The sequence below is a fragment of the Polaromonas sp. YR568 genome, from assembly GCF_943371715.1.
Lineage (GTDB): Bacteria > Pseudomonadota > Gammaproteobacteria > Burkholderiales > Burkholderiaceae_C > Polaromonas.
In genome coordinates this window covers 64,919-87,835 of the sequence record NZ_CALRVW010000005.1, presented here as the reverse complement: position 1 = coordinate 87,835, position 22,917 = coordinate 64,919, and the positions used below count along the sequence as shown (strand labels likewise).

Sequence of the window (22,917 nt, the reverse complement as noted above, 5' to 3'; positions counted from 1 at the left end):
CCCGTTCGCTGAGGTCGCGGCTTGCGGGCCGGGGTGGCCGATTTTTGCGCTACCCTGCCAAGATCAACCTGCCCTGCCCATGACCGCCAAGACCCTCTCCTCACACAGCGGGCCTGCGCCCGCTCCTCCCCCGTGGCATGCCTTGCCGACCGGCGAGGTCCTGGCCCAACTGGCCTGCGATCCCGACCTGGGGCTCAGCGCAACCGAAGTGGACACCCGCCGCGCGCGCGAAGGCGCCAACGCCCTGCCAGAACCGCCGCGCCGCTCGATGCTGGCCGTGTTCGCGCGCCAGTTCAAGAGCCCGCTGATCTACATCCTGTTTGCCGCCGCGGTCCTGGCGATTGCCATGGCGCATTACGGCGACGCAGTGGTCATCCTGGCCGTGGTGCTGGTCAATGCCGTGGTCGGCACCTTCCAGGAAGGCCGCGCCGAACGATCGATGGCCTCGCTGCGCCGGCTCGCCGCGCTGCGGGTGCGCGTGTTGCGCGATGGGCAGGAGGCCATGATCGAGGCGCGGGAACTGGTGCCGGGCGATCTGCTGCTGCTCGCGGCCGGCGACGCGATTGGTGCCGATGCCCGCCTGATCGAGGAAGCGCAGCTGCAGGTTGCCGAAGCCGCGCTGACCGGCGAGTCGGTCCCGGTCAGCAAGGCGGTGGCACCCCTGGCCGAGTCCACCGGGCTGGCGGACCGCCGCAACATGCTGTTCTCCGGCACCTACGCCACTGCCGGCCGCGCACGGGCGGTGGTCGTGGCCATTGGCAGCCAGACCGAAGTCGGCCGCATCGCCGGGCTGACCGAAGCGGCCGCCGACCCCCAGACGCCGCTGGAGCAGCGCATCGCGCAGTTTGGCCGCGCGCTGGTCGTCGCCGCGCTGGTGCTTTTTGTCGCGGTGGTCGCGCTCGGCATGTTCCGGGATCTGCCGCTGGCCGATGTGTTGATGGTGGCCATCAGCCAGATGGTGTCCATGGTGCCCGAAGGCCTGCCGGTGGCCATGACCATCGCGCTGGCCGTCGGCATGCAGCGCATGGCGGGGCGCGGTGCCATCATCCGCCGCCTGTCGGCCGTCGAGACCCTGGGTTCGACGACCGTGATCTGCACCGACAAGACCGGCACCCTGACACGCAACGAAATGACGGTCAGCGCCTTGTGGCTGCCCGGCGGGCTGGAGGTGTCCGTCAGCGGCACGGGTTACGCCCCCGAGGGCCAACTGAGTTCCGGTGATGCGGCCCTGCTGCCGCTGCTGCAGGCTGCCGCGCTGTGCAACGACGCGCAGCTGCTGCCGCCCGAGGAAGCACGCACGCAGTGGTCGGTGCTGGGCGACCCGACCGAAGGCGCGCTGAAGGTGCTGGCCGCCAAGGCGGGCATGGATCTGGAACAACTTGCCCGCGAAGCGCCGCGTGAAGCCGAACTGGCCTTCGACGCCGACACACGCATGATGGCCACGCGCCATCGTTTTGCCGGTGCACCGCGCCGCGTCTTCATCAAGGGCGCGCCCGAGGTGCTGCTGCACCTGTGCGCGGCCGACGGGACGGCCGTGATTCATGCGGCACGCGCGGCCGCCGACGCCATGGCGGCACGTGCGCTGCGGGTGCTGGCCTTTGCCGTGGTGGAAGACGATGTGCTGGACCCCGAGGCCGGTTTCGACGCGCTGGCCGGGCGCGCCCACCTGCTCGGCCTGGCCGGCCAGATCGACCCGCCGCGCGAGGAGGTCAAGGCCGCTGTCGCCGAATGCCGCGCAGCCGGCATCCGGCCCGTCATGGTGACCGGCGACCACAAGCTCACCGGCCTGGCGATTGCCCGCGAACTCGGCATTGCGCGTGACGGCGACCGTGCGGTGGACGGCACCGAACTCGAACGCATGAACGAGGCAGACCTGCGCGACGGGCTGGCCCACATCTCGGTGTTTGCACGTGTGCATCCGGCGCAGAAGCTGCGCATCGTCGAAGCCCTGCAGGCGCAAGGCGAGGTGGTGGCGATGACCGGCGACGGCGTCAACGACGCACCGGCGCTGGCGCGCGCCGATGTCGGAGTGGCGATGGGCATCACCGGCACCGAGGTGGCCAAAAGCGCGGCCAAGATCATCATCACCGACGACAACTTCGCCACCATCGTCGGTGCGGTCGAGCAGGGGCGCGTGGTGTACGGCAACCTGAAAAAAGTCATCCTCTACCTGTTTGCCACCTCCATCGACGAGGTCGTGGTGCTGCTGCTGGCCTTGCTGGCCGGCTACCCGCTGCCGCTGGCGGCGGTGCAGATCCTGTGGATCAACATCGTCACCGAGGGCACCCTGACGGTGAACCTGGTGATGGACCCGCCCGACGGCGACGAGATGAAACGCACGCCGGTGCCGCGCAACGACAGTCTGGTGGATCGCACCATGCTGGGCCGCGTGCTGCTGATGTCGGCCACCGCCGTGCTGGTCACCTTCGGCTGGTTCGTCTGGCGGCTCGGACAGGGTTTGCCGATTGACCTGGTGCGCACCGAAACCTTCACCGTGCTGGCGATGTGCCAGTGGTTCAATGTGCTCAACTGCCAGTCGGCCACCCGCTCGGCATTCCGGCTGGGGCTGCTGAAAAACCCCTGGCTGCTCGGCGGCCTGGCCCTGAGTGTTGCGCTGCAGCTGCTGGTGCTGTATGCCCCGTTCATGAACACGCTGTTTTACACCGTGCCGCTGGCACCCGCCTCCCTGCTGCCCCTGTTGCTGCTGGCCAGCAGCGTGTTGTGGGCCGAAGAACTGCGCAAGCTGATCGCGCGCCTTGGTCAGAGGCGGACAGCACAAGCATGAACCTGCTCGTGCTCGCCCTCCAGTTCCTGCTGTGCGCGGTGCTGATCGCCGGCGCGGGTTATGTGTTGTGCCGGAGTGCCGACCAGATCGCCAAAGCCACCGGGCTCACGGGCGGCTGGATGGGCCTGGCGCTGCTGGCCACGGTGACCTCGCTGCCCGAGCTGGCCTCGGGCATCAGCGCCGTCACGGTCATCGGTGCACCCAACCTGGCCGTGGGCAATGCGCTCGGCGCCTGCGTGTTCAACCTCGTGTTCCTGGTGGTGATCGATGCCTTGCAGCCGCGCCAGCCGATCTACCGCCACGCCAGCGCGGCGCACCTGCTGTCCGCCGCCTTTGGCGTGGTGATGCTGGGCTTTGTCGCCATGAGCCTGCTGCTGCCTGCCGCCACACCGGCCATGCTGCATCTGGGGCTGTACAGCCCGGTGCTGCTGGCGTTGTACCTGCTGGCGCTGCGCAGCGTCTTCGCACACGAGCAGTCGCTGCGGTCCAAACCCGCCCCCGATGCGACCTCCGGCCCGGCGCCGCCACTGAGGCGGCAGTGGATCCGCTTCGGGCTCGCAGCACTGGTGGTGCTGGCGGCCGGCAGCTGGCTGCCCTCCATCGCCGACCAGCTGGCCCAGGCCATGGGCTGGAGCCGCAGTTTTGTCGGCACGCTGTTCATGGCGCTGGTGACCACGCTGCCTGAAATCGCGGTCACGCTGTCGGCCCTGCGTCTGCGTGCGCTCGACATGGCCATTGGCAACCTGCTCGGCAGCAACCTGTTCAACGTGACCATTCTGGCGATCGACGACATTTTTTACACCCGCGGCCCGCTGCTTGCCGACGCCGCACCCGTGCATGCGGGCACGGCGGTCGCCGCCGTGGTCATGAGCGGGCTGGTGATGATCGGGCTGGTGATGCGGCCCCAGGGGCGCGTATTGCGTTTTGCAAGCTGGGTCAGCGTGGGCCTGCTGGCCACCTACCTGCTCAATGCGGTGCTGGTGTTCCTGCACGGCGGCTCCTGATGCTATCAATAATGTAGCAATCGGTGCATATGGAAATTGGGCTGCAGCCTGTTTTATACTGAGAAAAACATGCCCGCCGTGGTCTGAGCGGTCCATGTTAAGGTGCCGGCATGCCCAAAACCATACGCTACACCCTGCTGTCGCTGCGCGATCTGGCCGTCTCCGCCGGACCCTTCGTGGTGCTGGCCGCCACGCTGCTGGTGCTGGCCTACTGGTGGCTGGACCCCAACCCGCCCAAACGCGTCACGCTGGCCACCGGCCCCGCGCAAAGTGCGTACGAGGAATTCGGCAAACGTTACGCGCGCATCCTGGCCAAGGACGGCATCACCGTGGAGCTGCTGCCCTCCGAAGGTTCGGCGGCCAACCTGCAGTTGCTGCGCGAAGGCAAGGCCGATCTCGGTTTTGTTCAGGGAGGAACCAGCGCCGCCGATGTGGACACCGACGAGGAACTCGAATCGCTGGGCAGCCTGTTTCTGGAGCCGGTCTGGCTGTTCTATCGCGAAGAGGCCGCCCAAAAAGTCGCGGTAGCAACGCCCGGCACCAGCAACCAGGGCGCGGTGCTGGCCTCGCTGACGCAATTGCAGGGCCTGCGCGTCAACGTCGGCACGCCCGGCAGCGGTGTGCCCAACCTGATGAACAAGCTGCTCGAGAGCAACCGCATCGAGCCCGGCGCACTGAAGATTTCCCAGCTCGAACAGACCCCGGCCACCGTCGCCTTTTTGCAGGGCGAGCTGGACGCGATTGTGTTTGCCTCGGCGCCCGAGTCGCTGATGGTGCAGATGCTGCTGCAGACGCCGGGCGTCAAGCTGATGGACTTTGCGCAGAGCGAAGCCTACTCCCGGCGCTTTGCCTTCCTGAGCCCGGCCGTGCTGCCGCGCGGCGTGGTGGACCTGGCCGGCAACATTCCGCCGCAGGACGTGCGCCTGGTCGCGCCCACCACCACCCTGCTCACACGCACCAGCACCCATCCGGCGCTGCTGCAGCTGTTTGCGCTGGCCGGCAACGAGATCCACGGCAGTGCCGGCTGGTTCAAGCGCGCCCGCGAGTACCCCAATGTCAAGAACAACGAACGGCCGGTGGCCAAGGAAGCCGAGCGCAGCATCCAGGCCGGCGCGCCGCTGCTGCAGCGCTACCTGCCGTTCTGGGTGGCCAACCTGGTCGAGCGCATGTGGCTGGTGATGGGCATCATCATTGCGGTGCTGCTGCCGCTGTCACGCATCGTGCCGCCGCTGTACGAGTTTCGCGTGCGCTCGCGCATCTTCCGCTGGTACGGCCAGCTGCGCCATATTGAAATGCGGGCGGAAGAAAACGGAGGCACCGAGGAACTGCTCGAGGAGCTGAACCAGCTCGAAAGCCGTGCTGAAAAGATCAGCGTGCCGCTGTCCTACGCCGACGAGCTTTATGCGCTGCGCAACAACATCCAGCTGGTGCGCCTGAAGCTGCAGAAGCTGTAGCGCTGTCAGGCGCTCAACGGCCCGCGGGCTTGCGGTCCATCGGGCAGGTGCTGAGCCCCAGCAGCGAATAAAGCGGGCAGACACCGAACACCCCGGTGAGCAGCGGCACCAGACCCACCAGCGCCCACCAGCGCGCCTGGCCTTCGAGAACAAAAAACAGCGACAGTACGACCAGCCCGACCACGATGCGCAGCACCTTGTCGATGGTTCCCACATTGGTTTTCATGGCTCGCTCCAAAGCAGACAACAGACGGCCAGCATAAGTACCTGCGCCCGCCGTGCATTGATGCAAATCAATTCCGGCGCGCACGGACTTCACCCCGCAATCACTGCCCCGGCCAGCCGCGGAGCGCCGCCTGCTTCGTCAGGGTTTGTCGAGGAGCGCCTGCCAGCCGGCGTGGCCGAGCTTTTCCAGCGTCTGGATGTTGACGTCGAAAATGGCATCGGCCTCAGGGAAGGCCTCGACCGCGCGTTCCACGCTGTCTTCGCGCAGCAGGTGCAGGATGGGAAACGGCGCGCGGTTGGTGAAGTTGCCGATGTCGTCGGGCTCGGTGCCTTCGAACTGGAACTTCGGGTGAAAACTGGCGAGCTGCACCACGCCCTCGAGGCCATGCTCGTCCACCACCCCTTCGGCAATTTCCAGGAAATCATTGAAGTCCAGGAAGTCATCAAACAGCGTGGGATGGATCAGCAGCGTGGTGTCGATCTCCTCCGCCGGTGTAGCCACCAGCAGGTCGAGCTCCCTGTCGAGCTCTTCAAGCAGATCATCCGCATGACGCGCATGGCTGACCACCAGGCGTACCTGGTTCTTGACATACACCGCCTTGGCAAACGGGCACAGGTTCAGTCCGATTACGGCTTTTTCGAGCCAGTGCTTGGTGGCCGCGAGGACAGCTTCATCAGTCATGTGGAGCAGCAGCCTCCGCGCACCAGCGCTCAAGCCAAGCAGGGGCCGCGGGACTGGCTTTGCCAGACCGCAGGCGCAGCGGCCCCCTCGGGGGGCAAGGAGCTACACGCAGTGAGCGACCGTGGGGGCTCAATGCAATGCCTTGAACCGCATGCGTTTGGGCTTGGCACCCTCTTCGCCCAAGCGCTTTTTCTTGTCGGCTTCGTATTCCTGGTAGTTGCCATCGAAGAAGGTCCACTGGCTGTCGCCTTCGGCCGCCAGGATGTGGGTGGCGATGCGGTCCAGGAACCAGCGGTCATGGCTGATCACCATGATGGAGCCGGCGAATTCGAGCAGCGCGTCCTCGAGTGAACGCAGCGTTTCCACGTCCAGGTCGTTCGACGGTTCATCGAGCATCAGCACGTTGCCGCCGGCAATCAGCGTCTTGGCCAGGTGCAGGCGCCCGCGCTCGCCGCCCGAAAGCATGCCCACGCGTTTTTGCTGGTCGGCGCCGTTGAAGTTGAAGCGGCCGGCATACGCGCGGCTGGGCATGGTGAACTTGCCGACGGTCAGCATGTCGAGGCCGCCGGAGATGTCTTCCCAGACGGTTTTTTCGTTGGCCAGGTCATCGCGGTGCTGGTCGACAAAAGCCATGCGCGCGGTCTTGCCGATCAACACCTCGCCGCTGTCGGGCTGCTCCTTGCCGGCAATCAGCTTGAACAGCGTGGACTTGCCGGCGCCGTTCGGGCCGATGATGCCGACAATGGCGCCGGCCGGGATCTTGAAGCTCAGGTTGTCGATCAGCAGGCGGTCGCCGAAGGACTTGCTGACGTTCTTGAATTCGATGACCTCATTGCCCAGGCGCTCGGCCACCGGAATGAAAATCTCCTGGGTCTCGTTGCGCTGCTGGTATTCAAAGTCGGACAGCTCTTCAAAGCGGGCCAGACGCGATTTGCTCTTGGCCTGGCGCGCTTTCGGGTTCTGGCGTGACCATTCGAGCTCCTTCTTCAGGGCCTTGGCGCGGGCTTCCTCGCCCTTTTGCTCCTGCGCCAGGCGTTCGCCCTTTTGCTCCAGCCAGGTGCTGTAGTTGCCTTTCCAGGGGATGCCGCGACCGCGGTCCAGCTCCAGAATCCACTCGGCGGCGTTGTCCAGGAAGTAGCGGTCATGGGTGATGGCCACCACGGTGCCGGGGTAACGCTGCAGGAACTGCTCGAGCCAGTCCACCGATTCGGCGTCCAGGTGGTTGGTCGGCTCGTCGAGCAGCAGCATGTCGGGCTTGGACAGCAGCAGGCTACACAGGGCCACGCGGCGTTTCTCGCCACCTGACAGTACGCCGACCTTGGCATCCCAGGGCGGCAGGCGCAGGGCGTCGGCGGCGATCTCGAGCTGGTGCTCGGAGTCGCTGCCGGAGGTGGCGATGATGGCTTCCAGGCGTGCCTGCTCGGCGGCCAGCGCGTCAAAGTCGGCATCGGGCTCGCCGTAAGCGGTGTAGACGGCTTCGAGTTGGGCCTTGGCGGCAAACACCGCGCCCATGCCGGCTTCCACGCTCTCGCGCACGGTGTGTTCGGGGTCCAGCTTGGGCTCCTGCGGCAGGTAGCCGATGTTCAGGCCCGGCATCGGCGTGGCTTCGCCTTCGATCTCGTGGTCCAGGCCGGCCATGATCTTGAGCAGCGTGGACTTGCCGGAACCGTTGGTGCCGAGCACGCCGATCTTGGCGCCCGGGAAAAAGCTGAGGGAAACGTCTTTGAGAATCTGACGCTTGGGCGGCACGATCTTGCCGACCTTGTTCATGGTAAATACGTACTGGGCCATCGGGATTAACTTCTCTTAAGGGGAAAACAACGCAGGGAACCTGACCGGACCGGCCTGCAAGGCAGGCTGGCCGGCGGTGATGCTGCAAACAAAAACCACACACCTTAGCTGGGGGGCATGCACCCTGAATCAAGGCGCGTTTCTGGCGTGAACCCCCCGATTATCGTTCCATGCGACAATACACGGGTTGCTGGCTCCAGTTGCCTGCAGCAATTAGGCACACCTTCGGTGACAGTTTGGGTGCCCAGCCTGACTTTTTTACCCGTCTGCCTTTCACTGGCGGAGGCTTCAACAGCCCCCGACTGGCCGATCTTTGGCACCTTCGCGTGCACCATCAATGACTTTTGAAAATCTGAACTTGGCCCCGGCCATTCTTAAAGCCGTGCTTGAGCAGGGCTATACCGTTCCTACCCCGATCCAGGCCCAGGCCATCCCTGCCGTGCTGGCAGGCGGCGACCTGCTCGGCGGCGCCCAGACCGGCACCGGCAAAACCGCGGCCTTCGTGCTGCCCATGCTGCAGCGCCTGTCGTCCGAGCCGTCCCTGAAAAACAAGCGCGGCGTCAATGCCGTGCGCGCCCTGATCATGACCCCGACGCGCGAACTCGCCGCGCAGGTCGAAGAAAGCGTTCGCCTCTACGGCAAATACCTCGAACTCTCCTCCATGGTGATGTTCGGCGGTGTCGGCATGGGCGCGCAGATTGAAAAACTGCGCCGCGGCGTGGACATCCTGGTGGCCACCCCCGGCCGCCTGCTGGACCACGCCAGCCAGGGCACGCTGGACCTGAGCCAGGTGCAGATCCTGGTGCTCGACGAAGCCGATCGCATGCTGGACATGGGCTTCATCCACGACATCAAGAAGGTGCTGGCCCTGGTGCCCAAGCAGAAGCAGACGCTGCTGTTTTCCGCCACCTTCAGCGACGAGATCCGCGACCTGGCCAACGGCCTGCTGCGCGACCCGCTGCACATCCAGGTGACCCCGCGCAACACCACGGTGCAGCGCATCACGCAGACCATCCACCCGGTCGGTCGCGGCAAGAAAAAAGCGCTGCTCACGCACATCATCAACGAGCACAACTGGAGCCAGGTGCTGGTGTTCACGCGCACCAAGTTCGGCGCCAACAACGTGGCCGAACACCTGACGAAAAACGGCATCCCGGCGATGGCGCTGCACGGCAACAAGAGCCAGACCGCCCGCACCCAGGCGCTGCAGGACTTCAAGAGCGGCAGCATCCGCGCGCTGGTGGCCACCGACATTGCCGCCCGCGGCATCGACATCGACGAGCTGCCACACGTCGTGAACTATGAAATCCCCAATGTCAGCGAAGATTACGTGCACCGTATCGGCCGCACCGGCCGCGCCGGCAACAGCGGCGAAGCCGTGAGCCTGGTCTGCCTGGACGAGGAAGGCTTCATGCAGGACATCGAGCGTTTCACCAAGCAGAACATCGAAAAAGTCATCGTGCCCGGCTTTGAAGCCGAGCCCGGCGAAAAGGCCGAGCCGCTGGCCATGGGCCGCCAGACCATCTGGGGCGGCCTGGGCAAACCGCCTAGCCGTGACGTGATGCAGGCCGCCGCCAAGGCAGCTAGATCCGAAATGATGACGCGCATCCGCGAGAACAAGCCCCAGGCGGGCCGAGGCGCCGGCAATGGCGGCGGCGGCAACGGTGGTGGCAATGGCGGTGGTGGTGGCGGACGAGGCCGCAGTGGCGGCGGCGGTGGCCGCAGCCAGCCCCAGGGTGGCCAGCCACGCCAGAACTCGGGTTATTCTTCGCAAGGCGGCCAGCCACAGCAGCAGCAGCAAGCGAGGAATTTCAATGACCAACCCCCACGTCAGCGTGAACCCCAGGAACGCGGCGATGCCCAACCGAGCAGCCATGTCTCTTCCGGCTTCCCCTCCTCCGGCCAGCCCACGGGCGGCAACCGCGGCAACTACCGCGGTGGCGGACGGCCAGCCGGCGGTGGCGGTGGCGGTGGTGGCGGCGGCCGCTCGGGTGGCTCTGGTGGCCGGAGCAACGGGTCTGGTCGGTCGGGAAATTCTGGCTCGTTTACTGGCCGATAAAAGTTATTCGGCGGTCCACTGCGTGGGCCGCCGAAAGCCTGGTCCCGTGCACCCCAAACTGGTGGCGCATCTGAGCGATTCGCTCCCTGAGTTTTCAGCCCCGCCGGTGGACGATGTGTTCATCGCGCTGGGCACCACCCTCAAGGTGGCGGGCAGCCAGCAGGCGTTCCGGGCGGTCGATTTCGACGCTGTCGTGGCCCTGGCCAGATCGGCGCGTGCCGCCGGCGCGACCCGCCTGGGCATCGTCAGCGCCATGGGCGCCGACCCAAAATCCCCTGTTTTTTACAACCGCGTCAAAGGCGAGATGGAAGACGCTGTCAGCCAGCTCGGCTACGACAGTGTGGTGTTCGCACGTCCCTCGGTTTTGGCAGGCGACCGCGCGGCCCTGGCGCAAGCCAGCCGACCCGGCGAACAGCTCGCCCTGGTCGCCATGCGCCTGTTCAAGCCGCTGATTCCGCGCAACTACCGCGCGATTGCAGCGGCCGACGTCGCCGCGGCCCTGGTGAACGCCGTCCAGGCCGGCCAGCCGGGACGCCGCGTGCTGCTCTCGGGTGAGCTGCAGCCCCACTGAAATCAATGGCCTTTTTGGCCTCCAGCCCTTGACAGGTGGTCGCCTCCAGCTACTGATTCAATAGCAATGACCGCACTGCCGGCGCCGCTGTCAGCCCTGCACAAACAGCGTCACCAGCGGGTCCGGCCCGACCTGGCGGCTCCAGTGGCCGTGGATGGCCGCGTCAAACGAGGTGCCCGGCGGGAGCAGATCGGCAGAATAGAAATGCTCCCCGGGCTTGAACACGCGCGATGTGCCATCCTGCAGGCCGATTTCCATCTGGCCGCCGAGAATGACCACCCACTGCGGTGTCACCGTGCAATGAAACTGGCTGCGAAAACCCACCGGGCTGTGGCGCAGCTGGTAACCGGTCGACGGCATCAAGGGCGACAACAGCGCTTGCGGCGACCCCTCGGTCAGCGCAAGCGGCTCCTCGCGGAATCCGGCGCGACCATCGGGGCCGGTGTAAAGCGTGATCTTGGTGAAAACAGTCATGGGCAATCCGTGAAAAGTAAATAAGGGGTGGGCTCAGGCACCGGAGTTTTTCCGCCAGGCCAGCACGGCGGCCACGATGTCCTCGGGCCGGCTGGAAAGGTCGAAGCTTTGCGCATTTTCCCCCGGGTCGGGCGCTTCCAGCGTGCTGAGCTGGCTGGCCAGCAGCGATAGCGGCATGTAATGGCCGGTTCGCGCGGCCATGCGGGCCGCGAGCAAGGGGTAGTCGCCCTGCAAGTGGAGAAAACGGGCGTCGGGCGCACCGCGCCGCAGGATGTCGCGGTAGGCACGCTTGAGCGCGGAGCACGACAGCACCAGCCCCCGCCCGTCCGCCCGCGCCTGTTGCAGCCGCCCGGCCAGCGTTTGCAGCCAACCCTCGCGGTCCGCGTCGCTCAGCGCCACGCCGGCGGCCATGCGCGCCACGTTGGCCGCGGGATGCAGGCTGTCGCCCTCGAGAAACTCCAGGCCCAAGGCGGCCGCCAGCTGGGCGCCCACGGTGCTTTTGCCGCAGCCGCTGACGCCCATGACCACAAAAATATCGGAACTCATCTGCGTCACATTCTGCCTTCTCGATCGACGCTGGCGACTAAGTCGACCAGCGCACGGTGGCGTCAGCGCGCTGGTGCAGATCGGGCAGCAACTCCAGTCCGAGCCCGGGTTTGCCGTTCAGGCTGAGCATGCCCTGGGTTACCGTGGGCAACTCGGTCACGAGCTCCTTGTACCAGCCGGTGTAGAAAGCGCGCACGCTTTCCTGGATCAGGGCATTGGGTGCGTGCAGGGACAGGTGGCTGGACGCCGCCCACACCACCGGTCCGGTGCAGTCGTGCGGCGCCACCGGCAATTGCCAGGCGTCGGCCATGGCTGCGATCTTGCGCGCCTCGGTCAGGCCGCCGCACCAGCTCAGGTCCAGCATGGCGACACCGGCCACGCCGGTCTGCAGGTAGTCCTTGAAGCCCCATTTGTAGCTCAGCGTTTCGCTGGCGCAGATCAGCGCGTCGCAGTCTTTCGAATATTGTTTGAGCAGGTCCAGCGAATCCATGCGGATCGCGTCTTCATGCCAGAAGGTGTTGAAAGGCTTGAGCGCGCGGGCGATTTTCTGCGCCATCGGCAGCCGCCACAAGCTGTGGAATTCGACCATGATGTCCATCTGTTCGCCGACCGCGGAGCGGATCTTGCGAAACGGCTCCAGCGCCAAGTCCAGATCGGCGTTGCTGATGTACTGGCCGTCGCTTTTTTCGGCCGCCGGATCGAAGGGCCAGATCTTCATGGCCGTCACGCCTTCGGAGAGCAGCGACTGCGCCAGTTCATCGGCATGGTGCAAAAAGCCTTCGAGGTCCTCATAAGGTCCGGCGTTGGACTTTTTGGCGTCGCCGATGCCCCAGTTGGCGCTGCTCTGGTTGACGGTGCTGCGCACGTACTGGTAACCGGCGCAGGTGTTGTAGATGCGTATGCTGTCGCGGCTCTTGCCGCCCAGCGCAGTGTATAGCGGCATGTTGGCCGCCTTGCCGAAAATGTCCCACAACGCGATGTCGATGGCCGAGTTGCCGCGCGTTTCCACACCGGAGCCGCGCCAGCCGAGGTAACCGGTGATGTCCTTGTTGCGCGCCTCGATGGCCAGCGGGTCCTTGCCCAGCAGCTTGGGACCGGCCCATTCGTGGATGTAGGCTTCCACGGCTGCAGCCCCCATGAAGGTTTCACCCAGGCCGACCAGACCTTCGTCGGTGTGGATGCGGACCCAGATGATGTTGGGAAACTCGCCCAAGCGCAGGGTTTCGACTTTGGTGATCTTCAATGAAAAAGCTCCGTAAAAAAAGGCCGCAAGAGCAAACCCCTGCGGCCTTGTGACGATCCGGCCGAAGCGCCGTTTAACCGCCGCGCGCCTTCTTCAGCGCGTCCATCACCATCTTGACGGGTTCAGCGCCAATGGTCGGGATGTTTTTGTCATAGACGGGCTTGACCTTGTCGAACATGCGTTTCTGCTCGGCCGCACTGACTTCGTTGACCTGCATCCCTTTGGCCTTGAGGCTGGCCAGGGACTTTTCATTGAGCGCACGGTTGGCCGCGCGCTGGACCTTCTGGCCCTCCATCGCCGCTTCACGCAGCACCGCCTGCTCCTGCGGGTTCAGCTGGTCCCACAGTTTCTTGCTGTAGAGGATCAGGAACGGCGTGTAGGCATGGCGCGTCACCGACAGGTACTTCTGCACTTCATTGAACTTCGACGTCTCAATGGTCACGAAGGGATTTTCCTGGCCGTCGATGGTTTTGGTTTCCAGCGCGGTGAACACCTCGCCGAAAGCCATGGGCACAGCGTTGGTACCCAGGGTCTTGAAGGTGTCGATGAAGATGTTGTTCTGCATCACACGAACCTTGACGCCGTCAAAATCTTCCGCCTTGGCGACCGGCCGCTTGCTGTTGGTCAGGTTGCGGAAACCGTTTTCCCAGTAGGCGAGGTTGATCAGGCCGGCTTCTTCCAGCTTCTTGTTGAAGTAGGCACCAGCCGGGCCGTCGAGCACGGCATCGGCTTCCTTCTCATTGGCGAACAGGAAGGGCAGATCGAAGGCGCCGAGCTCCTTGACGATGCCCACCAGCGGCGAGCTCGAGGTGCACACCATCTCCTGGGTGCCGGCGCGCAGCGCCTGCGTGGCCGGCAGGTCACCGCCCGCGGCTCCACCCCAGAAGGCATTGATCTTCATCTTGCCGCCAGTCTTGGCGGCGAGCACTTCCTGCATCTTCTTGACGCCGACGCCGACCGGGTGGTCTTCGTTGACGCCGTTGGTGAACTTGATCGTGCGTTCGGCAAACTGCGCGAAGCTCGAAGTGGCCACCAGCAAGGCGGCTGCGGCCAGGGCCAGGGTTCTACGTTTGAACATGGTTGTCTCCTTTTATATAAACGACAGGGGTTGGGAAAGGGAAGTCATCGCATCCACCATTTGAGCGGCTCGGTGACGATGGAGGGAAAAAGCACCAGCAGGAAAAGCACGGCCAGTTGCGCCATGAGGAAAGGCAGCACACCCTTGAAGGCCTCATCCATGCTGATCTTGGCGACGCCGCAGACCACGTTAAGTACCGTGCCCACCGGCGGCGTGATCAGGCCGATGGCATTGTTCATGATGAACATGATGCCGAAATACACCGGGTCGATGCCGGCCTTGAGCACCACCGGCATCAGCACCGGCGTGAGGATCAGCACGGTCGGCGTGAAGTCCAGCGCGGTGCCGACAATGATGATCAGCACCATCATCACAAGCATCAGCAGCATCTTGTTGCCCATGAAAGGCGCCATCATGTTGGCGACTTCGGTGGGGATGTTGGCCACCGTGATCAGCCAGGCGCTGACCATGGCCGCAGCCACCAGGAACATCACCACCGCGGTGGTCTTGCCGGCTGCCAGGATCAGGCCGTAGAGCTCGGACCACTTGAGCTCGCGGTAGATGAACATGCCGACGACAAAGCTGTAAACGGCGGCCACCACGGCGGCCTCGGTGGGCGTGAAGATGCCGAACTTCATGCCGCCGATGATGACGATGGGCAGGGTCAGGGCAAAGCCGCCCTGGGCCGTGATGCGCAGGCGCTCCGGCATCGGCAATCTGGGCGCTGCGGGAACGTTTTCCTTCCTGGCCACCCACCACCAGGTGAGCCCGATCGCCGCGCCCATCAGGATGCCGGGAACGATGCCGGCCAGAAACAGCTTGGTGATGGAGACGTTGCCGGCCACGCCGAAAATGATCAGGCCGATCGAAGGCGGTATCACCGGCGCAATGATGCCGCCCGACGCCACCAGCCCCGAGGCCCGGCCCACGTTGTAACCGGCAGCACGCATCATGGGAATCAGCAGGGCGGCCAGCGCGGCGGTGTCGGCAATCGCCGAACCCGACAAGGAAGCCATGATGACCGCGGCAATCACCGTGACGTAACCGAGGCCGCCGCGAAAATGCCCGACCCAGGCCATCGCCAGGTTGACAATGCGGCGGCTGATGCCACCGGCATTCATGAATTCGCCCGCCAGCAAAAAGAAGGGCACGGCCAGCAGCGGGAAGTTGTCGGCACCGTCGACAAAACGCTGAGCCAGGATCTGGCTGTCGAACGTGACGAGGCCGCTGGTGGCCGCCAGGAAAGCCATCAGCGTGACGCCGCAGACCAGCAGCGCATAGGCGATCGGCATGCCGATGGCCATGGCGGCCAGCAGGCTGAGAATGAAAACGCTGACGGTCATGCCTTGCTTCCCTGCATTTGTTTTTCGACGTCGGCCAGGCCTTCGGTTTCGATCACCTGCACCAGTTCGGCCTCGCTGATCTGCCCGGTGACCAGGCGATACAGCACATTGAGGTTGATCAGGCCCATCACCACACTGACAACGTAGCCGATGCCGTAAATCCAGATCATGGAAATGCCGACCACCGGCGACACATTGGTGACCTGCAGCTCGTGCATCTTGAAAGTGCCCATGAAAAAGAGCACATTGCAGAACAGCATCAGTGCTTCGCTGAGAAACAGGCAGACCTTTTTGCCCAATACCGGCAGGTGCTTGATCAGGGTGTCCACGCCCAGATGCCCGCCTTCGTGCATAGCCAGCATCGCGCCGATGTAGGTCAGCCAGATGAAGAAATACCGCGACATCTCGTCGGAGACGGAGATGCCGGAATTGAAGGCATAACGCAACACCACGTTGCCGAACACCATGATGACCATGGCCACCATGCAGACAACCACCAGCAGCTCCAGGAACTTGAAGAACCCGTGAATCGCTGCATCCATTGTTTTTTGCAAATTCATCTTTCGCCTGTGGTCTGATGGGATGGCTCAGGCCGCCTTGAGCTGCCGTGCGGGGCTGCTCAGGACGGGCAGACGGCGGCGCGAGGCCAGCACCTCTTCGATGTCCTCTTTCGCGCCGTCGATCAGCACGCGGATCGCGCGCTCGGCTTCGTCGGGCTGGTGCGCGATCACCGCGTCCAGCACGGCACGGTGCAGCGGCAGGGAGTGGCTCGGGCCATCCTTGCGGCGTGTGGAAATTTCAAAACTGGTGCGTAGCAGCGCCCCCAGCGCCTTGCTCATCTGCACCAGCATGCGATTGCGGCTGGCGCGCAGCAGGCCCTGGTGGAAACGCAGGTCGTACGTGACGTAGTCGCCACCCTCCTCGACGGCATGTTTCATGCCGGCGTAAGCGGCTTCGACCTCGGCAATGTCCTGCGCCGTGGCGCGCTCCGCCGCCAGGCGCATCGCGGCCGGTTCCACCACGCGACGCAGGTCCTGCAGGTCGCGCAGGAATTCGGGGGTCAGTCCCGCCTTGGACTGCCAGATGATGACGTCGGGGTCGAACCAGTTCCAGTGGTCCTCCGACAACACGCGGGTGCCCACCTTGGGCCCGGTGGTCATCAGGCCCTTGGCGATCAGCGACTTCACAGCCTCGCGCACCACCGTGCGGCTGACCCCGAGTTCCTGGCACAACACCGGCTCGGGCGGAATGGACGCGCCCACGGCATACCGGCCCGCAACAATGGCTTCGCCAAGGTGGTCAACCGTGTTGCCGTGAACGTTCTTGATCATTGCCGCCTGTTTAGTGGTTATTACTAGGATTCGCGGCGCAATGGTATGACGATAATATGTTTATCACTTAAGGATTTTCCCTATGACCGACCCCAAGACCCCCCGGAAGAAACCCGAAGAGTTGCGCAGCCAGCAATGGTTTGGCCGCCAGGACCGCGACGGTTTCGCCTACCGCAGCTGGGTCAAGGGCAAGGGTGTGCCGCACGACCAGTTCGACGGCCGGCCCGTCATCGGCATCTGCAACACCTTCAGCGAACTGACGCCCTGCAACAGCCATTTCCGCACGATTGCCGAGCAGGTCAAGATCGGCGTGTACGAGGCCGGCGGCTTCCCGCTCGAGTTCCCCGTCATGTCCTTGGGCGAAACCCTGCTGCGCCCCACCGCCATGCTGTACCGCAACCTCGCCAGCATGGACGTGGAGGAAAGCATTCGCGGCAACCCGATCGACGGCGTGGTGCTGCTGATGGGCTGCGACAAGACCACGCCATCGCTGGTCATGGGCGCGGCCAGCGTGGACCTGCCCACCGTGGGCGTCAGCGGCGGCCCGATGCTCAGCGGCAAATGGCGCGGCCAGGAGCTCGGCTCGGGCACCGGCGTCTGGAGCATGAGCGAGCAGGTGCGTGCCGGCACACTCAAGCTGGCCGACTTTTTTGAAGCTGAAAGCTGCATGCACCGCAGCCACGGCCACTGCATGACCATGGGCACGGCGAGCACCATGGCCAGCATGGTGGAGGCGCTGGGCATCGGCCTGCCGGGCAACGCGGCCTATCCGGCCGTCGATGGCCGACGCAATGTGCTGGCGCGCATGGCCGGGCGCCGTGCGGTTGAAATGGTGCATGAGGACCTGGTGCTCTCGAAAATCCTGACTCGTGAAGCTTTCGAGAACGCCATCAAGACCCTGGCCGCGATTGGCGGATCGACCAACGCGGTGATCCACCTGATTGCCATGGCCGGCCGCATCGGCGTGAAACTCACGGTGGACGACTTCGACCGCCTGGCCAGCGAGTTGCCCTGCCTGGTCAATCTGCAGCCTTCCGGCAAGTTCCTGATGGAAGACTTCTGTTACGCCGGCGGCCTGCCGGTGGTGATGAAGGAAATCGCGCAGCACCTGCACCTGGGCGCCATCACGGCGAACGGCCAGACCATTGGTGCCAATATCGCCGACGCACAGAACTACAACACCGAGGTGATCCGCCCGCTGGCCACACCCTTCAAGGACAAGGCCGGCATTGCCGTGCTGCGCGGCAACCTGTCGCCGCGCGGCGCGGTCATCAAGCCGAGTGCGGCGACGCCCGCGCTGATGGTGCACACCGGACGCGCGGTGGTGTTTGAAAACATTGAGGACTTCCACGCACGCATCGACGACGAGGACCTCGACATCGACGAGACCTGTGTCATGGTGCTGAAAAACTGCGGCCCCAAGGGTTACCCCGGCATGGCCGAGGTCGGCAACATGCCGCTACCGCCCAAGGTGCTGCGCAAGGGCATCACCGACATGGTGCGCATCAGCGACGCCCGCATGAGCGGCACCGCCTACGGCACGGTGGTGCTGCACACCGCGCCCGAAGCGGCCGCCGGCGGCCCGCTGGCGATTGTGCAGAACGGCGACCTGATCGAGCTCAACGTGCCCGAGCGCAAGCTGCATCTGCACATCAGCGACGAGGAGCTGGCGCGCCGCCTGGCCGAATGGAAGGCGCCCCCCCCGCCGCTCTCCTCGGGTTACTGGAAGCTGTATGTCGACCATGTGCTGCAGGCCGACGAAGGTGTGGACCTCGACTTCCTGGTCGGCAAACGCGGCTCCTTCGTGCCGCGCGACAACCACTGATATTCACAAGGCTTGACATGAAATTACTCATCACCGGCGGCGCCGGTTTTGTCGGCGCCAGGCTGGCCCGCACAATTCTTCAAAAGGACAGCCTCGACGGCCAGACCGTTGACGAGCTGCACATTGCCGACATGTTTGCACCGCCCGCCGATCTGGTGGCCGACAAACGGGTGCGGGTGCACACCGGCCCGCTGCTGAACCAGTCGGCCCTGTTTGCCAGCGGCTTCGACGCCGTGTTCCACCTGGCCTCGGCCGTGTCGGGCGAGTGCGAGCTCGACTTCGACCTGGGCCTGCGCTCCAACCTCGACAGCACCCGCCTTCTGCTCGACGGCCTGCGAAAGGCCGGCAACGCCCCGCGGCTGGTGTTCGCCAGTTCGGTGGCGGTTTTCGGCCCGGATGTATCCAACCCGCTGCCCGACCTCGTGAGCGACCACACGCTGCCGTCGCCGCAGACCTCCTACGGCATGCACAAGCTGGTGTGTGAACACCTGATTGCCGACTACACCCGCAAGGGTTTTGTCGATGGCCGCTCGGCACGCCTGATGACGGTCACCGTGCGCCCAGGCAAACCCAACGGCGCAGCGTCCTCGTTTTTCAGCGGCATCATCCGCGAACCACTGGCTGGCGAGGAAACCACCTGCCCGGTGGATGCGAGCGTCACGCATCCGGTGTCATCGCCGTCAAACACAGTGCATGGCCTGATCACCGTGTTCGAAGCCAGCCAGCAGGCCATGGGCGGGCGCTTGGCGCTCAATCTACCGGGCCTCAATGTCAGCGTGGGCGAAATGCTGCAGGCCCTGGAAGAAGTCGCCGGCCCTGCGGTACGCCGGCGGGTGCGTTTCGAACGCGACGAACGTATCGCCGGCATCGTGGCCAACTGGGCACGCGGTGCCAGCGCCGATCGGGCGCATGCGCTGGGCCTGAAGCCCGATGCGTCCTTCAAGGCCATCATTGAACAGTACATCGAGGATTGCCGCAGCCCCGCCTACCCGGCCGATGCCCTGCAGGGCATGTCCTGAACCATGCGCAACTGCAGGCCTGACCCCACCCCTTGCATCCGGTCCGCATGAACGGCCGACGATTGCTGGCGGTGGACTGGGGCACCTCGTCGCTGCGCGGGGCGCTGGTCGCCCCTGACGGGCAGGTGCTGCAGGAACGCGCCCTGGCGCGCGGCATTCTCAGCGTCGCAGCCGGTGGCTTTCCGGCAGTTTTTGAAAACGCATTTGGCGACTGGATGACGAATGGCACCTTGTGCCTGATCTCCGGCATGGCCGGCAGCCAGCAGGGCTGGCAGGAAGCGCCCTATTGCGCCTGTCCGGCCGGTTTCAGCGACATCGCCGCGGGGCTGCAATGGCTGGAGCCCGGCCGCATCGCCATCGTGCCCGGCCTGAGCACCAGCACGGACGGCGTGCCCGATGTCATGCGCGGCGAGGAAACGCAGATCGTCGGCGCCCTGCTGCTGCTGGGCCTCACCGATGCGCGCCTGGTGCTGCCGGGGACGCACAGCAAATGGGTCACGGTCGCAGGTGGCCGCATCACGAATTTCTCGACCTGGATGACCGGCGAGTTTTACGCCTTGCTGCGTCAGCACTCGATTCTGGCGCGCACCCTGCCGGCGGAGGAGCCGCCGGCTGACATGGCCGCTTTCGGGCAGGGCGTGGCCCGCGCGCTGGCCGGCCCCGGCCTGCTGCACACCGCCTTCAGCACCCGCACCCTGTCCCTCTTCAAGCGCATGGCGCCCGAGGCCCTGCCCAGCTACCTGTCGGGGCTGGTCATCGGCGAAGAACTCAAAGCCCAGAACCTGCAGCGCGGCGATGCGGTGGTGCTCATGGGCACAGAGGCGCTGACCGCGCGTTATGAACATGCGCTGGCGCAGCTGGGCGTGACGGTCAGTCGCGTGGGCGCCAGCGCCACCTGGCGCGGCCTGCGTGCCATTGCCGACACCTTGCCTGCCCCTCTCTTCCATGAACCCATGACCCCATGAACGCCTCCCCAAAATTTGCCGCCGCCCTGCAGACCCTGCCGCTGGTCGCCATCCTGCGCGGCCTGCGTCCCGCCGAGGCCGTGCCGGTGGGCCAGGCGCTGCTGTCCACCGGCTGGTCGCTGATCGAGGTCCCGCTCAATTCGCCGCAGCCGCTCGACAGCATTGCGGCCCTGGCCGCCGCCTGTCCCCAAGCCCTGGTCGGCGCCGGTACGGTGCTGAGCGTGGAGGATGTTCGTAATGTGCAGGCGGCGGGCGGCCAGCTCATCGTGTCGCCCAACTTCAACCCGGCCGTCGTGCGCGAAGCCGTGCGGCTGGGCCTGGTCTGCCTGCCCGGCGTGATGACGGCCAGCGAGGCCTTTGCCGCGCTGGAGTGCGGCGCCACCGGCCTGAAAATTTTCCCGGCGGAAATGATCACGCCCGCCGTGCTGAAAGCGCTGCGCGCCGTGTTGCCGGCCGCAACCAGGGTGCTGCCGGTGGGCGGCATCACGCCGGACAACATGGCGGCTTATTTCGCAGCCGGCGCCAGCGGCTTCGGCATCGGATCGGCGCTTTACAAACCCGGCATGGCGGCAACGGAAGTCTCTGAAAATGCTACAAAATTCATAGCTGCCTGCGCTGGTAACATCCGGGCATGAGCACTCTTTCACCCCCTTCTTCCTCAGCTATTTCTTTCGGACTGGCAGGCCGCGTCTGCATCGTCACCGGCGGCGCCCAGGGCATCGGCGAGGCCTGCATCCGGCGTTTTGCGCGCGAGGGCGCGCAGGTCGTGATTGCCGACATTGACGACAGCCGCGGCGCAACCCTGGCCGCCGAACTGGGCGGCTTGTACGTGCACTGCGACGTCGGCGACAAGGTCCAGGTCGATGCGCTGGTGGCGCAAACCCTGGCCGCGCACGGCCGCATCGATGTGCTGGTCAACAACGCCGGCATTTTCCGGGCCGCCGATTTCCTGGAGGTCACCGAAGCAGACTTCGACGCCGTGCTGCGCATCAACCTCAAGGGCTCGTTCCTGGTGGGCCAAGCCGTGGCGCGTGTGATGGCCGGCGCGGGCAAGGGCAGCATCATCAACATGAGTTCGGTCAACGCCGTGCTGACCATTCCGACCATTGCCAGCTACAACGTCAGCAAGGGTGGCATCAACCAGCTCACCCGTGTGATGGCGCTGGCGCTGGCCGACAAGGGCGTGCGTGTCAACGCGGTCGCCCCAGGCACCATTGCCACCGAGCTGGCGGCCAAAGCGGTACTGACCAGCCCGGAGGCCACTGCCCGCATCATGAGCCGCACGCCCATGAAACGCCTGGGCCAACCCTCCGAGATCGCCGACACCGTGGCCTACCTGGCCAGCGATGCCGCCAGCTACATCACCGGCGAGATCGTGGTGGTCGACGGTGGGCGCATGACGCTGAACTACACCGTGGCGGTGTAGACCGCCTGGCCGGACGGGACAAGGCGGCTGATTGCCGCCTCCCGTTGACATGGATCATGGACGCGCGTGGGCGAACTGCCAAAAAATGAGCAGAGTCCATAAACTGGCTGTTCAACTTCTGGAGTCCGCCATGACGCCATCGCTTCGCCTGGTTTCGATCATTGCAGTCACTGCCTCCCTGGGCCTGGCCGGTTGCGCCGGCCCCTACCGCCACATGGCCCACCATGGCACCGCCGGCCCCGGGCAAGCCATGCCCATGGCCGGCCCCGGCGGCCCCATGGCGCGTATGGACGAACACATGATGGCCATGCGGGCCATGCACGACAGAATGTCGCGCGCCAGGACACCGGAGGAGCGCAACGCCCTGATGGCCGAGCACCAGAAACTCATGCAGGAAGGCATGGGCATGATGGGTGGCATGGGTCCAGGTGGAATGGGAGGCATGGGTGGCATGGGTGGCATGGGCGGCATGATGGGACCCGGTGCTGGCCCCGCACCCGCCGATCCGGCAGCGCGCCAGCAATGGATGGAAAAACGCATGGAGATGATGCAGTCCATGATGCAGATGATGATGGACCGACTGCCCCCGCCGCCGGCCAAACCCTGAAAGACACCATGACCGCCCACACCCCGTCCTCCGCTGGCGCCGCCTACGGCTTTTACTGCAAACCCGACGACAAGAGCTTTGCCCATGTGGTGACCCGTGTCACCGAAGCCCTCAAGGCCGAAGGCTTCGGCGTGTTGACCGACATCGACGTGCAGGCGACCATGAAAACCAAGCTCGGGGTCGATGTGCAGCCCTACCGCATCCTGGGTGCCTGCAATCCACCACTGGCGCATCGCGCTCTGACCGCCCAGCCCGACATCGGACTGCTGCTTCCCTGCAACGTCATCGTGCGTGAAGATGACGACGGCAGCTTCACTGTGGGTTTCATGGACCCGGTGGCGGTGATGCAGATGACCGACGACCCCGAGGTGGCCAAGGTGGCCGACGAGGTGCGCAGCCGCCTTGAGCGGGTCCGCTCGGCGCTGACGGCAGCACCCGGCAGCGCCGCGAAAACCTGAGAAGGTCAGCGCATTCCCGGCCTGATCGTGA

At 65.1% G+C, this 22,917-nt stretch carries 22 protein-coding genes; 12 read left to right on the top strand and 10 right to left on the bottom strand.

Annotated elements, in window-relative coordinates:
• Window positions 1-79 precede the first annotated feature (79 nt).
• The 3 genes from AAG813_RS05620 (at window position 80) to AAG813_RS05610 (ending at window position 5,243) form a co-directional block, all read left to right on the top strand.
• The gene (locus AAG813_RS05620; protein ID WP_341912705.1) at window positions 80-2,785 is read left to right on the top strand and encodes an HAD-IC family P-type ATPase; all 2,706 of its coding nucleotides are present in this window, start codon (window positions 80-82) and stop codon (window positions 2,783-2,785) included.
• Window positions 2,782-3,789, top strand: a complete 1,008-nt coding sequence (locus tag AAG813_RS05615; protein WP_341912703.1) for a sodium:calcium antiporter — start codon at window positions 2,782-2,784, stop codon at window positions 3,787-3,789. The genes AAG813_RS05620 and AAG813_RS05615 overlap by 4 nt, the downstream gene beginning before the upstream one ends.
• A gap of 110 nt (window positions 3,790-3,899) precedes the next feature.
• Entirely contained in the window at window positions 3,900-5,243 is a 1,344-nt protein-coding gene (locus AAG813_RS05610; protein ID WP_341912701.1) for a TAXI family TRAP transporter solute-binding subunit, read from the top strand.
• A 13-nt stretch (window positions 5,244-5,256) separates the two neighbouring features.
• Here the strand turns inward: AAG813_RS05610 and AAG813_RS05605 are convergent, their stop codons facing one another.
• The 3 genes from AAG813_RS05605 to ettA form a co-directional block, all read right to left on the bottom strand.
• The gene (locus AAG813_RS05605; protein WP_341912699.1) at window positions 5,257-5,469 is read right to left on the bottom strand and encodes a DUF2892 domain-containing protein; all 213 of its coding nucleotides are present in this window, start codon (window positions 5,467-5,469) and stop codon (window positions 5,257-5,259) included.
• 138 nt (window positions 5,470-5,607) lie between these two features.
• Window positions 5,608-6,150, bottom strand: coding sequence for a DUF1415 domain-containing protein (locus tag AAG813_RS05600; protein ID WP_341912697.1), 543 nt, complete (start codon window positions 6,148-6,150; stop codon window positions 5,608-5,610).
• Between the two features lie 129 nt (window positions 6,151-6,279).
• Entirely contained in the window at window positions 6,280-7,941 is a 1,662-nt protein-coding gene (gene ettA, locus AAG813_RS05595) for an energy-dependent translational throttle protein EttA (protein WP_341912695.1), read from the bottom strand.
• A gap of 337 nt (window positions 7,942-8,278) precedes the next feature.
• On the opposite strand from ettA, the gene AAG813_RS05590 reads away from it, so the two are divergent.
• Window positions 8,279-10,000, top strand: a complete 1,722-nt coding sequence (locus AAG813_RS05590) for a DEAD/DEAH box helicase (RefSeq protein ID WP_341912692.1) — start codon at window positions 8,279-8,281, stop codon at window positions 9,998-10,000.
• A gap of 46 nt (window positions 10,001-10,046) precedes the next feature.
• Window positions 10,047-10,571: an epimerase gene (locus tag AAG813_RS05585; protein WP_341912690.1), complete on the top strand. Its 525-nt coding sequence runs from the start codon at window positions 10,047-10,049 to the stop codon at window positions 10,569-10,571.
• Window positions 10,572-10,661: 90 nt separating this feature from the next.
• Here AAG813_RS05585 and AAG813_RS05580 read toward each other — a convergent pair whose 3' ends face one another.
• From AAG813_RS05580 to AAG813_RS05550, 7 genes are all read right to left on the bottom strand, one after another.
• Window positions 10,662-11,045 (bottom strand): hypothetical protein, encoded by a 384-nt coding sequence (locus AAG813_RS05580; RefSeq protein ID WP_341912688.1) that lies wholly within the window; start codon window positions 11,043-11,045, stop codon window positions 10,662-10,664.
• 33 nt (window positions 11,046-11,078) lie between these two features.
• Window positions 11,079-11,591, bottom strand: a complete 513-nt coding sequence (locus AAG813_RS05575; RefSeq protein WP_341912686.1) for a gluconokinase — start codon at window positions 11,589-11,591, stop codon at window positions 11,079-11,081.
• 37 nt (window positions 11,592-11,628) lie between these two features.
• Window positions 11,629-12,834 carry a mandelate racemase/muconate lactonizing enzyme family protein gene (locus tag AAG813_RS05570; protein WP_341912683.1) on the bottom strand — a complete coding sequence of 402 codons (1,206 nt, stop codon included), beginning with the start codon at window positions 12,832-12,834 and terminating at the stop codon, window positions 11,629-11,631.
• 73 nt (window positions 12,835-12,907) lie between these two features.
• Complete coding sequence (locus AAG813_RS05565; protein WP_341912681.1) at window positions 12,908-13,912, bottom strand: TRAP transporter substrate-binding protein; 1,005 nt, start codon at window positions 13,910-13,912, stop codon at window positions 12,908-12,910.
• A gap of 44 nt (window positions 13,913-13,956) precedes the next feature.
• On the bottom strand, window positions 13,957-15,255 hold the full coding sequence (locus AAG813_RS05560) for a TRAP transporter large permease subunit (RefSeq protein WP_341912679.1): 1,299 nt from the start codon (window positions 15,253-15,255) through the stop codon (window positions 13,957-13,959).
• On the bottom strand, window positions 15,252-15,797 hold the full coding sequence (locus tag AAG813_RS05555; protein ID WP_341912677.1) for a TRAP transporter small permease: 546 nt from the start codon (window positions 15,795-15,797) through the stop codon (window positions 15,252-15,254). The genes AAG813_RS05560 and AAG813_RS05555 overlap by 4 nt, the downstream gene beginning before the upstream one ends.
• Before the next feature lie 45 nt (window positions 15,798-15,842).
• On the bottom strand, window positions 15,843-16,586 hold the full coding sequence (locus AAG813_RS05550) for a FadR/GntR family transcriptional regulator (RefSeq protein ID WP_341912675.1): 744 nt from the start codon (window positions 16,584-16,586) through the stop codon (window positions 15,843-15,845).
• A gap of 82 nt (window positions 16,587-16,668) precedes the next feature.
• Here AAG813_RS05550 and AAG813_RS05545 point away from each other — a divergent pair, with 82 nt between their 5' ends.
• The 7 genes from AAG813_RS05545 to AAG813_RS05515 all read left to right on the top strand — a co-directional run bounded on the left by AAG813_RS05545 (window position 16,669) and on the right by AAG813_RS05515 (window position 22,886).
• On the top strand, window positions 16,669-18,411 hold the full coding sequence (locus AAG813_RS05545) for an IlvD/Edd family dehydratase (protein ID WP_341912673.1): 1,743 nt from the start codon (window positions 16,669-16,671) through the stop codon (window positions 18,409-18,411).
• Window positions 18,412-18,428: 17 nt separating this feature from the next.
• Window positions 18,429-19,430: a D-erythronate dehydrogenase gene (denD, locus tag AAG813_RS05540; protein ID WP_341912671.1), complete on the top strand. Its 1,002-nt coding sequence runs from the start codon at window positions 18,429-18,431 to the stop codon at window positions 19,428-19,430.
• A gap of 47 nt (window positions 19,431-19,477) precedes the next feature.
• Window positions 19,478-20,395, top strand: a complete 918-nt coding sequence (locus tag AAG813_RS05535; RefSeq protein ID WP_341912669.1) for a 2-dehydro-3-deoxygalactonokinase — start codon at window positions 19,478-19,480, stop codon at window positions 20,393-20,395.
• Complete coding sequence (locus tag AAG813_RS05530; RefSeq protein ID WP_341912667.1) at window positions 20,392-21,030, top strand: 2-dehydro-3-deoxy-6-phosphogalactonate aldolase; 639 nt, start codon at window positions 20,392-20,394, stop codon at window positions 21,028-21,030. Before AAG813_RS05535 ends, AAG813_RS05530 begins: the two co-directional genes overlap by 4 nt.
• A complete protein-coding gene (locus tag AAG813_RS05525; RefSeq protein ID WP_341912665.1) occupies window positions 21,027-21,821 on the top strand; it encodes an SDR family oxidoreductase in 795 nt (264 codons plus the stop codon). The genes AAG813_RS05530 and AAG813_RS05525 overlap by 4 nt, the downstream gene beginning before the upstream one ends.
• Window positions 21,822-21,951: 130 nt before the next feature.
• On the top strand, window positions 21,952-22,428 hold the full coding sequence (locus AAG813_RS05520) for a hypothetical protein (RefSeq protein ID WP_341912663.1): 477 nt from the start codon (window positions 21,952-21,954) through the stop codon (window positions 22,426-22,428).
• 8 nt (window positions 22,429-22,436) lie between these two features.
• Window positions 22,437-22,886 (top strand): DUF302 domain-containing protein, encoded by a 450-nt coding sequence (locus AAG813_RS05515; protein ID WP_341912661.1) that lies wholly within the window; start codon window positions 22,437-22,439, stop codon window positions 22,884-22,886.
• The last annotated feature ends 31 nt before the right edge of the window (window positions 22,887-22,917 follow it).